We start from the raw sequence: 12,170 nt of genomic DNA, 5'->3' as shown, positions 1-12,170 counted from the left end.
GCCACGCGCGCACCAGGCAAATTCGGCCATCACGAACGTCCATACGCGTTCTTCACGCGCTACGTACAACGTCGTACATAACAACACCCTGGTTTTTCGGAAATGCAAGCAACAGACATTGGCGTGCGCACGCCTGCCGCTGCGCGCGCGCTCACCCGCGGCGACTACAAGACGCTCGGGCTCGCCGCGCTGGGCGGCGCCCTCGAGTTCTACGACTTCATCATCTTCGTGTTCTTCGCGCCGGCTATCGGCCAGTTGTTCTTCCCCGCAACGATTCCCGACTGGCTGCGCCAGCTCCAGACTTTCGGCATTTTCGCGGCCGGCTATCTCGCGCGGCCGCTCGGCGGCATCGTCATGGCGCACTTCGGCGACCTGCTCGGCCGCAAGCGCATGTTCACGCTCTCCGTGCTGCTGATGGCGCTGCCCACGCTCGCCATGGGCTGCCTGCCCACCTATGCGACGATCGGCGTGCTGGCCCCCGTGCTGCTGCTCGCGCTGCGCGTGCTGCAAGGCGCGGCCGTGGGCGGCGAGGTGCCGGGCGCGTGGGTGTTCGTCTCCGAGCACGTGCCGCGCCGCCATATCGGCTATGCGTGCGGCACGCTCACGGCGGGCCTCACGTTCGGCATCCTGCTCGGATCGCTGATCGCGGCAGCCGTCAACCATCATTACGCGCCGGGCGACATCGCCGCGTATGCTTGGCGCATTCCGTTCCTGATCGGCGGGCTGTTCGGCATGTTTTCGGTGTATCTGCGCCAGTGGCTGCACGAAACGCCCGTGTTCGCGGAGATGAAAGCGCGCAAGTCGCTAGCCGGCGAAATTCCGCTCAAGGCCGTCCTGCGCGACCACGGCCGCGCCGTGATCGTCTCGATGCTGCTCACGTGGATGCTGTCGGCCGCCATCGTCGTCGTGATCCTCATGACGCCGCCGCTGTTGCAGAAGCAGTTCCATCTCGACGCCACCACGGCGCTGCTCGCCAACTGCGTGGCGACGCTCTTCCTGACCGTGGGCTGCGTAAGCGCGGGCGCGCTCGCGGACCGTTTCGGCGCGCGCCGCGTGCTGGCCATCGGCGGCGTCGCGCTAGCGATTTCGTACTATGTGCTGTTCCGCCAGGTCGCCGTGGACACCTCGATGCTCATGCCGCTCTACGCGCTCTGCGGGCTGCTGGTGGGCACGATCGGCGCGGTGCCGTATGTGATGGTGAATGCGTTCCCGCCCGTGGTGCGCTTCTCGGGCATCTCGTTTTCGTACAACGTGGCGTACGCCGTGTTCGGCGGCCTCACGCCGATCGTCGTCGCGCTGCTGATGAAGTCCGCGCCGCTCGCGCCGGCTTATTACGTCGCCGCGATCTGCGCGCTCGGCGCGCTCACGACGCTGTTCTTCAAGGACCCGCAGCGGGAGCAGTAAGTGCTTCTCCATGCGCTCCGAACACATTCAGGGCGCATGCCGCCGGGCCGGACCCGGGCCGGCCCGATTCGCCGGCGGTTTCGACGATTCACCCGCGACGGTTCACGTCGCGCTGAAACGTCGAAGCCGGCGAGCGTCCTACCATGGGCGCATGAATACCTCACACCCCACCCCCGTCCACTTCACGCCCGCGCTCACGCGTATCGTCGCGACCGTCAGCGTCGGGTTCGTCGTCACGCAGCTCGACGTCACCATCGTCAATATCGCGCTCGCGCGCATCGCAAGCGATCTCCATGCGAACGTCGCGGGCCTGCAATGGATCGTCGACGCCTACACGCTCGCCTTCGCCGTGCTGATGCTCTCGGGCGGCGTACTAGGCGACCGCTACGGCGCGCGACGCCTCTACGCCGCCGGCCTCGTCGTGTTCGCGCTCGCCTCGCTGGCCTGCGGGCTCGCCGCCAATCCGGTCATGCTGATCGCCTCCCGCGCGGTGCAGGGCGCGGGCGCGGCGGCCATGCTGCCCAACTCGCTCGCGCTGCTCAACGAAGCGTGCCGCCACGACCGCGGGCTCAGAGCGCGCGCGGTGGGCTTCTGGACCGCAGCGGGCGCCATTTCCATCGCCGCGGGTCCCGTGGCGGGCGGGCTGCTGATCGCGGCGTTCGGCTGGCGCAGCATTTTTCTCGTCAACCTGCCGCTGTGCGCGGCCGGCCTTTGGGCGACGCTCGCCTGGATTCCCGCGCCGCGCCGTCATGCGAACGATCCCGAGACGTCCGCCGTGCGCAGCCTCGACGTGCCCGGCCAGCTACTCGCCGTCGTGGCGCTCACCGCCTTTACGGGCGCCGTGATCGAATGGCGGCCGCTCGGCTTCATGCACTGGGCCGTGGCGGGCGGCTTCGCACTCGCGCTCGTGGCGGGGTTTGCGTTCGTCGCGCTCGAAGCGCGCACACGCGACCCCATGGTGCCGCTCGCCATGCTGCGCAACCGCACGTTCAGCGCGGCGGTGCTGTTCGGGATCTGCGTGAATCTCACCTATTACGGCACCGTGTTCGTGCTCGCGCTTTATCTCCAGCATGCACGGGGCGAGACGCCGCTGCAGGCGGGCCTCGCGTTCATTCCGCTCACTGGCGGCTTCCTGCTTTCGAATATCGTGAGCGGCCATGTGGTGGCGCATTACGGCACGCGCCGGCCGATGATCGTCGGCGCGCTAATAGCCGGTGCGGGCTACGCGCTGCTGATCGGCGTGGGCGCCACGACGCCGCTTGCCTTCGTCATGCTCGCCTTCCTGCTGATTCCCTCGGGCATGGGTCTCGCCGTGCCCGCGATGACCACTGCCGTGCTTTCCTCGGTCGAACCGGACCGCGCCGGCACGGCCTCGGCGCTGCTCAACACGGCGCGCCAGGCAGGCGGTGCGGTGGGCGTGGCGGCGTTCGGCGCGCTCGCGGGCGGCGGGGCGGCAGCGGAGGTGGTGGCCGGCCTGCGCGCGGAAACGGCGGTCTCGGCCGCGCTCCTGCTCACGGCGGCCGGCCTTGCGTGGTTCGTGAGGACCGATCCGGCGCATGCGGGCGCGCGCCGCGCCGCGCCGACGCGAATGAACGAACCGGAATCGCCCTGATATTTTTTGCGGTTTTCCACGCCCGCTCTCATGGCGAACCGCGGTGGAAACCGCGGCGCCAGCCCTACAGCGAAGCCTCCTGAATCGCGCCGGAGTCGATTGCGCGCGCGATCAAGCCATCGTTTTGCGCCTTGCGGATGGCGTGCGCGATCAGTTCGGCGGGCTCCTCGAGTTCCGCCTTGAGCGCACCGAGGAGGCCGGTGCCGTCGAGAATCACCAGCGTCTTCGCGGTATCCGCATAGCTGATGAACACGCGCCGCGTGCCGTCTTCGGCAAGGCTCGCGCAAAGCTGCTCGGTCTTGCCCGCCACATTGAAGTCGAAGTTTTGTATCAAGGCCTGCTCCCTTTACACCCGGTTGCCCGGTGGTTGTCATTCACTCGCTGTCATTCACTCGCTGTCATTCACTCGCGCCTCGCGAGGCGAAGGCGTCAGCCTCGCAGACCGCCGCGCGGCGCTCGCATGCCATCGACGGAAGCACGTCCCGCGCCCGTCACGCTCAGCAGCAGGAAGCCGCCCGCGATCGCCACGTTTTTCCAGAAGTGAATGACCGCGTCCTGTTGCGCCGCGGCCTGCGTCACGTTCCAGAAGTCATGGCCGAGTATCGCCGTGACGATAGCGTACACGGCCAGCAGGAACGCAACAGCGCGCGTGCGCACGCCCAGCACGAGCGCAATGCCGCCGAGCAGTTCGATGGCGGTCGCCACGATCGCGCCATACGAGGCATACGGCACGCCCTTCGAGTGCAGATAGCTGACGAACCCCGCGTATCCCAGCAGCTTCATGGCACCGCCCCAGAGAAACAGAATGGCGAGCGCGATGCGACCGATGAAGATGATGAAGGAATCGGCGGGACGGGTCATGAAGGGCTCCGGTATGCAATACCGGAATGACCGCGAGGCGCACGGTCAGTTCCCTCGGCGTCGCGCAGGAAGGGCAGACGAGGCAGCTCGCAGAATGGCGCACCGTGCCCCCAGGCGTAACAAACTAGCCGGCAAATTGATTTGGATTGCCAGGTAATTCAGCTAATACTGCGCAGGCCGCCTTGCTCGCGATGGGCCTGATCGATCGGTGCTCGAACATTACCCGCCGCCGCGCTGGCACGCTCAATGCTTATGCCGCATGCCGTGCGGCCGATGCGCATCGAGCCAGCGAGTGAGGCGCGCTTCGAGCGTGCCTCTGCTGCGGCGCGACACGGCCCACATAGCCGCACACACCAGCAGCATGACGCCTGGTCCGAGCAGATAAGCAGCGACGGTTTCCCTCATGGCAGACTCCTCAGAGCGACGCCACAACCCGTGAGACTTTTCATTCTAGGCGATAGCGCCGGCCAGGGTAAACGGTCATCCACGAATGCAGCAGGGGCATAAACCCAAGGTTTTCATATATCCATTGTCGGCGGGGCCAGCCATTTCTTTACCTCATACGTAATCGCGTCGCCCACGCGTTTCGCTAGAATCGGCGACATGAACACGCTCGCGTCCCTTCTCCCCGCCGCGCCATCCGGCGCCGCGCGCCGCAGTGTCGGCGAAATGCTGCGCGACTGGCGCACGCGCCGGCGCATGAGCCAGTTGCTGCTCGCCACCGAAGCCGAAATTTCGACGCGCCATCTGAGCTTCGTCGAGTCGGGCCGGGCGCTGCCCAGCCGCGAGATGGTCATGCATCTGGCCGAGCAACTCGACGTGCCGCTGCGCGAACGCAACGCGCTACTCGTGGCGGCGGGCTATGCGCCGCTCTACCGCGAGCGCGCCCTGGACGACCCGCAGCTCGCCGCCGCGCGCGAGGCGGTCGATCTCGTGCTGCGCGGTCACGAGCCGTATCCCGCCGTGGCGGTGGATCGCCACTGGAATATCGTCGCCACGAATGGCGCGTTCGCGCCGCTCATCGGCGACGCTTCGCCCGCGCTGCTCGCCGCGCCCATCAATGCGCTGCGGCTTTCGCTACATCCCGAGGGCGTGGCGCCGCGCATCGTCAACTGGCACGCGTGGCGCGCGCATCTGCTCACGCGTTTGCAACGCCAGATCGATGCGAGCGGCGACCCCGCACTCGCCGCGTTGCATGAGGAACTCGCGGCGTATCCCACTCCGCCGGACGCCGCGAGCGCGAACGTCGTCGAGCCGCTGGCGCATTACATCGCCGTGCCGCTACGCGTGCGCACGGTGCTCGGCGAACTTGCGTTCTACAGTACGACCACCGTGTTCGGCACACCGGTCGACATCACGCTTTCCGAACTGGCGATCGAAGCCTTCTTTCCCGCCGATCCGCAAACAGCGCAGGCATTACGCGATCACGCGCCTTGAAACAGGCCTCGCTCGTGAACCGAGCGGAAATAACGCCTTCCAGATTTACGCGCACGCATCAAACGCAGGTACGCGGCCGACGACTTCCCACGCCGATTTTTGCCGAACCCAGCGCCCGACCGGCGGCTTAGGTTGGCGGCTTTTTTTCAAGCCGCCGCTTTCGCCGGCTCCGGGTCCGGCGCGGTAACGACCAGCACGCTGCACGACACGCGGTCGAGCAGCAGGCGGTCGTCGCGCCCGTCCCACCAGCGCTTGAACGGACCGCGCCGATGGTGGGCCAGCACGATGAGATCGGGCAGGAGTTCCGCGCAGTAGCTCGCAATCACCTCGATCGGCCGGCCCACCACGAAGTGTCCCGTTGCCGTGAGCCCCTTGTCCTGCAGGCACGCCACGCCGTCGCGCAGAATCTCCCGCGCCGCTTCTTCCGCGGCTTCGAACGGCACGGCCGAGGCGATGTCCGTGCCCCATTGCAGCGGGGCCTGGTCGAGCACGGCCAGCAAATGCGTCTGCGCGTGGCATTCGCGCGCAAGCTCCGCGCCCTCGCGCAAAGCCCGACGGCCTTCGCGCGTGGCGTCGTAACACAGCAGAATTCTGTTGAACAAGGCCATGATCCTTCTCCCCCGATAATTCCCGGCGCCGGGCTAGCGACCGCGCCGTACCCGAACAGCCGCATTCATCATGCCAGCCATATCACGTCATGACATAAATGGCGCCGCCGTCCTCATCTGCCGGTGCCGCTCCGCGCGCCTCGCAAACGTTTGAAAGGCGCGATCTCCGCGCACTATTCCATTTGCATATATCGGCAAAAACCCGCGTCCTTTCGTGCCGTCGGGACTCGTAACATCCCAGTTACACATTGCCCTGTTACAGGGCATCAGGGTCGAAACACCTGTTACATCTAAATCGTCATAGGTATTAATCCGCAGATGCGTATTTTTTACCTGTCAACGTAACTCCTTTCAAAACGTTTATTCGAGCGAGCGGGTGTTTTCCGCGCCGCCATGATTCGTTGCGCATGCATCGACAGGCTCGCAAAAACCCTGATAAACCAAGGCCATGCGGCCGGTTGTCGCGATCAGGCGAAGGCGCTTGCCGCTTGCCGAAAGCCGCTTTTCAAACTGCAGCAAAACTTACCGAAAATAATTTACAACAGTACGATTATTTTTGATCCGAGGGATTGCATTCTGAGATAAGCCCTCATACAATTCACTCCAAGGTTGTTACGAGATGTAACAACCTGTATCAAAGAGTCGGATCGAGCCAAAGAGCGAAGATCGACCACAAGACCAGAAAAGATACAACGGCGAAAAAGCCGGGGGGTTAAATTCGGGGCTTCGGAAACTAGAGAAATGGACCGTAGCAGCGAGACGCTGGAATCTATCCGCGAAATTAATTTGTCGTATCTGATGCTCGCACAGCGCATGCTGCGCGAGGACAAGCCGGTCGGGATGTTCCGACTGGGACTGTCGTCGGAACTGGCCGATCTGCTTGGCGCTCTGTCGCTCGCGCAGATCGTCAGGTTGGCCTCTTCCGACCAACTTCTCTGTTTTTTCCGCTTCGACGATCATGCGATGCTGTCCGCGCTCACGCAGACCTCAAAGCATGCCGACGTGGCGGCTACCCATGCGGCCATCCTGCTTGCGGGACAGCCGGCTGGCCAATTCGCCTGAGGGTGACGTCCATGACCACGCGACGCAGCCTCACCGAAGACGCTCAGGAAGTATTCCGCGCGATCGCACTGATCGAGTTGGGCGCGCGCATGCAGGTGCTCGAAAGCGAACTTACGCTCTCGCGCGACCGCATGATCCGCCTGTATCGCGAGATCCGTGGCGTGTCGCCACCCAAAGGTATGCTGCCGTTCTCGGCGGACTGGTACATGACGTGGCTGGCCAACATCCACGCCTCGCTGTTCTATAACACGTACCTGTTCCTCAAGAACGAAGCGCGTTGCTCGCATCTCGACGCGCTCACCAAGGGGTTCCGGCTGTATCTGGAACACTGCCGCCACAGCGGGGCCGAGCCGGCGCTCGACCTCACGCGTGCGTGGACCCTGGTGCGGTTTTTCGATGCCGATATTCTGCAGATGACGCCTTGCTGCCGTTGCGGCGGCAAATTCGTCGCGCATCGCCACGACCTTCAGCACAACGTCGTGTGCGGCGCATGCCAGCCTCCATCGCGAGCCGGCAAGACGAAAAAGGCGGCTGCAGCGCGACGGGGCGCCGAGCAGACCGAGAGCGACCTTCCGGCAGTGGTAACGTCGGATGGCATTGCCGAGGCTGCATAAGCGTAGGAGAGCAGATCCGGCTCAACCGGACGAGAGACCAAGACGCGAAACCGTCCGATGCCTGAGCGCATCGGACGGCGAAGCGCTTTCCAATGCCGCCTTTCCTGGCGCGCCTGTTACATCTTCCCCGCTTTAATTTCCGCTGAACGTCTGCCAGACGAGCCACAGGTTCGCCGCCGTGATCACGGCGAACAGAAACCACGCCAGCGCGCGCGTGGGGAGCCGGTTCGCGAACTCGCCCATCAGCGCACGGTCGTTCGTCATGCGGATGAGCGGCCAGAGCGCGAACGGCAGTTGCAGGCTCAACACCACCTGGCTTGCCACCAGCAGCTTGCTCACCGCGCCGTTGCCGAGCAGCGCCACGCCCGCGAAAGCGGGAATCAGCGCGAGCACGCGCGTGATCAGCCGCCGCTGGTAACACGGAATCTTCATCTGCAGGAAGCCTTCCATGATGACCTGGCCCGCCACGGTGCCCGTGAACGTCGAGCTTTGCCCCGAAGCGAGCAGCGTGATCGCGAACAGCACGGCTGCCGCGCCCGTGCCGACGATCGGCGCGAGCAGCTTGTAGGCCTGTTCAATATCGGTGACCTGGGTATGGCCGTTGGCGTGAAACGCCGCCGCGGCCAGAATCAGGATGGCCGCGTTGATGAGAAGCGCGATCAGCAGCGAGACGATCGTGTCGAGGCGCGAAAGACCGATGGCCTGCTTCAGGCTGGCCGGGTCGCGCTTGACGGCGCGCGTCTGCACGATCGACGAATGCAGGTAGAGGTTGTGCGGCATGACGGTCGCGCCGAGAATGCCGATCGCCAGATACAGCGGCTCCACGGAAGATATGGCGTGCAGCGACGGCACCGCGCCCGCGAACACCGAGGGCCAGTGCGGCTTCACGAGCGCGAGCTGGATCACGTAGCCAAGACCGATGGTGGCAATGAGCCCGGCCATGATCGCTTCGAGCGAGCGAAAGTTCTTGCCCTTCAGGCCGAGCACGATGAGCGTGTCGAACGCGGTGAGCGCCACGCCCACCATCAGAGAGACGCCTAGCAGCAGATGAAAGGCGAGCGCGCCGCCCAGCACCTCGGCCAGATCGCACGCGATGATCGACAGCTCCGCGAGCACCCACTGGCCAAGCGCGACGGGCCGCGAATAGCGTTCGCGCGAAAGCTCGGCAAGATCGCGTTGCGTGACGATGCCAAGGCGCATCGACAGGCATTGCAGCGCGATGGCCGCGAGGCTCGACAGCACGACCACGAACAGAAGGCTGTAACCGTAGCGCGAACCCGCCTCGATGTCGGTGGCCCAGTTGCCGGGGTCCATATACCCGATCGAGACCAGCAAGCCGGGACCCGCGAATTGCCAGAACTTCTTCCAGAACGGCGCGCGCGGCGAAACTTCGATGCTGCCCTGCACTTCGGACGGGCAAAAAGGCGCCGTGGCCGTGGTCGGTAGTCGGAACTCCAACGGTTCGATCCTCAAGGGTTGACGCGTCGCGGCCCATGCCGCGTTCGGGCCCTCAAGTGTACAGCGTCGGCTGCGGCGCTTCTCTCAAGAGCGTAAAGCGCCCCACGTCGCGCAAACGGTAGTCGAGCGGATCGTGCAGCGTGTGCACACGCGCGTTGCGCCAGAAGCGGTCGAGCGCCAGCGCCGCGCCCGTGGCGCGCGCGCCGCACGCCTCGAAAAGCTGCTCGCCGCCGTGGAGCGCGGCGCGGTGCGCAACGATCTTCGCCTCGGAAATCGCCAGCGATAGTTCGGCGCGCGTGGCCGCGTTCAAGGCGTCGCCCTCGTCCCACGCGGCGTCGAGCAGCGTGCCCGCGCGATCCGCGAGCACTGCCGCCGCGAGCGACTGCACGCGCATCTCGCCAAAACGCTGCTGGAGGAACGGGTCGTCGGCCACGTGCTGCACGCCCGCATTGACCCACGGGCGGCCGTTCGCAAGCACGTAAGCACGCGCTTCTTCGAGCGCGCCCTCGGCGAGGCCCACGAAGAGATTCGTCAGGACACCCTGGGAAACCAGCGTACGCAGCGTGGCGCGCGGCGTATCGGGGCGCTCGAGCACTTCGCCGGCGCGCACTTCCACGTTCTCGAACGACACCGTGCCGCTATCGGTCTGGCGCTGGCCGATCGGGTCCCAGTCGTCGTGCACCGCGATCCCGGCGCGCGTAGTCGGCACGACCGCGAATACCGGGCTGCCCGTGGCGGGATCGTGCGCGCTCACAGTCATCATCTGCGATCCGTAGGTGCCCGAACAAAATCCCTTCTTGCCATGCAGGCGCCAGCCGCCCGCCTTGTCGGGCTGCGCGACGAGCCGCGTGTCGATGGGATTCACCGCATTGCCCCACCACCAGCGATGTTCGACCGTGCCTTGCAGCCACTTTTCGCGCTGCACGGCATTGCCCCACAACTCCACGCTCGCCACCTGCAAACACTGGAAGCCAAGCAGATGCGCAAGCGCGCTGTCGACGCGCGCGAGCGCGCGGATCGTCGCGTAGATGTCGCTCCAGCGCACGCCATCCTTGCCGAACTGGCCGCCGAATTCGCGCGGCACCGCGAGCGTGAGCAGCCCGGCATCGGCAATGCGCTGCTTTTCGGGCCCCGCGTGGCCGCCCGCGAGATCGCGTTGCGCCGCGTTCGCGCGCAGCGCTTCGAGCAGCGCCGTAAAGCGCGTGTCCTGTTCTTGCCCGCGTGGGCGCCGTGCTCCGTTCATGCTCATGTTTTCCGAATGAGATGCCAATAAAAGCGAAGCGCGCAGCAAGAGGCTGCGCGCGCGTCAGATCGATCGACTTGCGCCTCTCTCAAGTTCGCCGCAAAAGACGCCGCACCAGCACGTCGCCCGCAAACTGCACGGCCGCGACAATCGCGATCAGCAGCACGATTACGGTGACCATGACCGTCGTGTCGAAGCGCTGATAGCCGTAGCGGATCGCGAGATCGCCAAGACCGCCCGCGCCCACGGCGCCCGCCATGGCCGAAGAACCGATCATTGCCACCACGGTGATAGTAAATCCGCCGAGCATTCCGGGCAGCGCCTCGGGCAGCAGCACATGCCACACAATATGGCGGCGCTGCGCGCCCATGGCCTGGGCCGCCTCGATCAAGCCGCGATCGACTTCGCGCAAGCTCACTTCGGCCACGCGCGCGAAAAAAGGAATGGCCGCGATAGAGAGCGGCACAACGGCAGCCCATACGCCGATGGTCGTGCCCACGAGAAAACGCGTGAGCGGCAGCAACGCCACGAGCAGGATGATGAACGGCGTGGAGCGAAACGCATTGACGAGCGCGCCCAGCGTCGTATTGAGCGCGGGCCGCTCCAGGATGCCGCCGCGCGCGGTCGTGACGAGCAGCAGCGCGACCGGAATACCAATCAGGAGTGCGAATATCGCCGATACGCCGACCATCAACAACGTGTCGCGTATGCCTTCGAGCAGTTCGGTAATCCACACATCAGACATAGCCCAGCACCTCCACACGGCTCGCATACCCGCGCGCGCGTTCGGCGAGCGACGCGGCTTCGGCGGCGCTCTGCACCGGCGCGGAAACCACCAGCCGCCCTTGCGCGCGCCCCTGAATCCGCTCGATGCCGCCGTGCACGAACCGCACGCCCTGCGCGCCGAACGCCTGCGCGAGCGTGACGAGTTCGGGCTCCTGCGCCGCTTCGCCCGTGAAGCGCACGTCGAACAGCGCGTGCGCGCTCGTTCGCGGCGAGGCGTGAATGCGCGCCGCCAGATCGTCGGGCAACTCGTGGCCGGGCGTATGCAGCAACGCGCGCGTCGCCTCATGCTGAGGATTCCCGAACACTCGCCAGACCGGCCCTTGCTCGACCACCTCGCCGCGTTCGATCACCGCGACCGTATCGCACACGTCGCGTATCACCTCCATCTCGTGCGTGATGAGGACGATGGTGACGCCCAGGCGCCGGTTGATGTCGCGCAGCAGCGCGAGAATGGCCCGCGTGGTTTCCGGGTCGAGCGCCGAAGTCGCTTCGTCGCACAGCAGGATGTCGGGCTCGTGTACGAGCGCGCGCGCAATGCCCACCCGCTGCTTCTGGCCGCCCGAAAGGCGCGCGGGCCACGCGTCGCGGCGCTCGCTCAAGCCCACGAGTTCGAGCAGGGCGTTCACGCGCGCCTCGATGGCCGCTTTCGGCACGCCCGCGATTTTCAGCGGCAGCGCGATGTTGTCGTGCACGGTCTTGGCGGAAAGCAGGTTGAAGTGCTGAAACACCATGCCGATGCGCCGCCGCAGCGCCACCAGCGCGCGCTCGTCGAGTGCGCCCACGTCCACGCCGTTCACGCGCACGCCACCGCTCGTGGGCTTTTCGAGCCCGTTCACGAGCCGCAGCAGCGTGGACTTGCCCGCGCCGCTGCGCCCGATGATGCCGAACACCTCGCCGCGCGCCACCTGCAAGTCGACGCCCGCGAGCGCCGCGGGTGCGCCCGCCGCGTAGGTCTTGCCGACGTTTTCGAACACCACCGCCGGCGCCGACGCATCGGCATGGCGCGCCGCCTCGCCCGCCGCCGGCCCCGCTTCGATGAAGCGCGCCGCCCCGAACCATTTCATCATCGCTGCTCCTCGTGCGTG

The 12,170-nt window shown here is 65.8% G+C and carries 13 protein-coding genes; 5 read left to right on the top strand and 8 right to left on the bottom strand.

Going from position 1 to position 12,170, the window contains the following annotated elements:
• Window positions 1-102 precede the first annotated feature (102 nt).
• Together U5768_RS14310 and U5768_RS14305 are read left to right on the top strand one after the other, a co-directional pair.
• Complete coding sequence (locus U5768_RS14310) at window positions 103-1,404, top strand: MFS transporter (protein WP_322031055.1); 1,302 nt, start codon at window positions 103-105, stop codon at window positions 1,402-1,404.
• Between the two features lie 151 nt (window positions 1,405-1,555).
• Window positions 1,556-3,016, top strand: coding sequence for an MFS transporter (locus U5768_RS14305; RefSeq protein ID WP_322031054.1), 1,461 nt, complete (start codon window positions 1,556-1,558; stop codon window positions 3,014-3,016).
• 64 nt (window positions 3,017-3,080) lie between these two features.
• On the opposite strand, the gene U5768_RS14300 is transcribed toward U5768_RS14305, so the two are convergent.
• From U5768_RS14300 to U5768_RS14290, 3 genes are all read right to left on the bottom strand, one after another.
• Entirely contained in the window at window positions 3,081-3,350 is a 270-nt protein-coding gene (locus U5768_RS14300; RefSeq protein WP_322031053.1) for a hypothetical protein, read from the bottom strand.
• Between the two features lie 95 nt (window positions 3,351-3,445).
• Complete coding sequence (locus tag U5768_RS14295; RefSeq protein ID WP_322031052.1) at window positions 3,446-3,877, bottom strand: DoxX family protein; 432 nt, start codon at window positions 3,875-3,877, stop codon at window positions 3,446-3,448.
• A gap of 243 nt (window positions 3,878-4,120) precedes the next feature.
• On the bottom strand, window positions 4,121-4,282 hold the full coding sequence (locus U5768_RS14290; RefSeq protein ID WP_165822769.1) for a hypothetical protein: 162 nt from the start codon (window positions 4,280-4,282) through the stop codon (window positions 4,121-4,123).
• 198 nt (window positions 4,283-4,480) lie between these two features.
• Between U5768_RS14290 and U5768_RS14285 the strand changes: the two genes are divergently transcribed.
• Window positions 4,481-5,314 carry a helix-turn-helix transcriptional regulator gene (locus tag U5768_RS14285; RefSeq protein WP_322031051.1) on the top strand — a complete coding sequence of 278 codons (834 nt, stop codon included), beginning with the start codon at window positions 4,481-4,483 and terminating at the stop codon, window positions 5,312-5,314.
• A 146-nt stretch (window positions 5,315-5,460) separates the two neighbouring features.
• On the opposite strand, the gene U5768_RS14280 is transcribed toward U5768_RS14285, so the two are convergent.
• Window positions 5,461-5,922, bottom strand: a complete 462-nt coding sequence (locus tag U5768_RS14280) for a universal stress protein (protein WP_322031050.1) — start codon at window positions 5,920-5,922, stop codon at window positions 5,461-5,463.
• A 741-nt stretch (window positions 5,923-6,663) separates the two neighbouring features.
• On the opposite strand from U5768_RS14280, the gene flhD reads away from it, so the two are divergent.
• On the top strand, window positions 6,664-6,984 hold the full coding sequence (gene flhD / locus U5768_RS14275; RefSeq protein WP_028202636.1) for a flagellar transcriptional regulator FlhD: 321 nt from the start codon (window positions 6,664-6,666) through the stop codon (window positions 6,982-6,984).
• A gap of 11 nt (window positions 6,985-6,995) precedes the next feature.
• Entirely contained in the window at window positions 6,996-7,598 is a 603-nt protein-coding gene (flhC, locus tag U5768_RS14270) for a flagellar transcriptional regulator FlhC (protein WP_322031049.1), read from the top strand.
• Between the two features lie 132 nt (window positions 7,599-7,730).
• Here flhC and U5768_RS14265 read toward each other — a convergent pair whose 3' ends face one another.
• From U5768_RS14265 to U5768_RS14250, 4 genes are all read right to left on the bottom strand, one after another.
• A complete protein-coding gene (locus U5768_RS14265) occupies window positions 7,731-9,056 on the bottom strand; it encodes an Nramp family divalent metal transporter (protein ID WP_322031048.1) in 1,326 nt (441 codons plus the stop codon).
• Between the two features lie 52 nt (window positions 9,057-9,108).
• On the bottom strand, window positions 9,109-10,299 hold the full coding sequence (locus U5768_RS14260) for an acyl-CoA dehydrogenase family protein (RefSeq protein ID WP_322031047.1): 1,191 nt from the start codon (window positions 10,297-10,299) through the stop codon (window positions 9,109-9,111).
• Window positions 10,300-10,387: 88 nt separating this feature from the next.
• Window positions 10,388-11,044: a methionine ABC transporter permease gene (locus U5768_RS14255; RefSeq protein WP_322031046.1), complete on the bottom strand. Its 657-nt coding sequence runs from the start codon at window positions 11,042-11,044 to the stop codon at window positions 10,388-10,390.
• Window positions 11,037-12,152, bottom strand: a complete 1,116-nt coding sequence (locus U5768_RS14250) for a methionine ABC transporter ATP-binding protein (RefSeq protein ID WP_322031045.1) — start codon at window positions 12,150-12,152, stop codon at window positions 11,037-11,039. Before U5768_RS14250 ends, U5768_RS14255 begins: the two co-directional genes overlap by 8 nt.
• Window positions 12,153-12,170: the final 18 nt, after the last annotated feature.

Source organism: Paraburkholderia sp. J76 (assembly GCF_905220295.1).
Taxonomy (GTDB): domain Bacteria; phylum Pseudomonadota; class Gammaproteobacteria; order Burkholderiales; family Burkholderiaceae; genus Paraburkholderia.
This window is presented reverse-complemented; position numbering and strand designations above follow the sequence as displayed.

What these genes read in the sequence shown, in the direction of transcription:
- U5768_RS14310 (WP_322031055.1), top strand. Translation starts at nt 103, where the DNA reads ATGCAAGCAACAGACATTGGCGTGCGCACGCCTGCCGCTGCGCGCGCG.
- U5768_RS14305 (WP_322031054.1), top strand. Translation starts at nt 1,556, where the DNA reads ATGAATACCTCACACCCCACCCCCGTCCACTTCACGCCCGCGCTCACG.
- U5768_RS14295 (WP_322031052.1), bottom strand. Translation starts at nt 3,877, where the DNA reads ATGACCCGTCCCGCCGATTCCTTCATCATCTTCATCGGTCGCATCGCG.
- U5768_RS14290 (WP_165822769.1), bottom strand. Translation starts at nt 4,282, where the DNA reads ATGAGGGAAACCGTCGCTGCTTATCTGCTCGGACCAGGCGTCATGCTG.
- U5768_RS14285 (WP_322031051.1), top strand. Translation starts at nt 4,481, where the DNA reads ATGAACACGCTCGCGTCCCTTCTCCCCGCCGCGCCATCCGGCGCCGCG.
- U5768_RS14280 (WP_322031050.1), bottom strand. Translation starts at nt 5,922, where the DNA reads ATGGCCTTGTTCAACAGAATTCTGCTGTGTTACGACGCCACGCGCGAA.
- flhD (WP_028202636.1), top strand. Translation starts at nt 6,664, where the DNA reads ATGGACCGTAGCAGCGAGACGCTGGAATCTATCCGCGAAATTAATTTG.
- flhC (WP_322031049.1), top strand. Translation starts at nt 6,996, where the DNA reads ATGACCACGCGACGCAGCCTCACCGAAGACGCTCAGGAAGTATTCCGC.
- U5768_RS14260 (WP_322031047.1), bottom strand. Translation starts at nt 10,299, where the DNA reads ATGAACGGAGCACGGCGCCCACGCGGGCAAGAACAGGACACGCGCTTT.
- U5768_RS14255 (WP_322031046.1), bottom strand. Translation starts at nt 11,044, where the DNA reads ATGTCTGATGTGTGGATTACCGAACTGCTCGAAGGCATACGCGACACG.
- U5768_RS14250 (WP_322031045.1), bottom strand. Translation starts at nt 12,152, where the DNA reads ATGATGAAATGGTTCGGGGCGGCGCGCTTCATCGAAGCGGGGCCGGCG.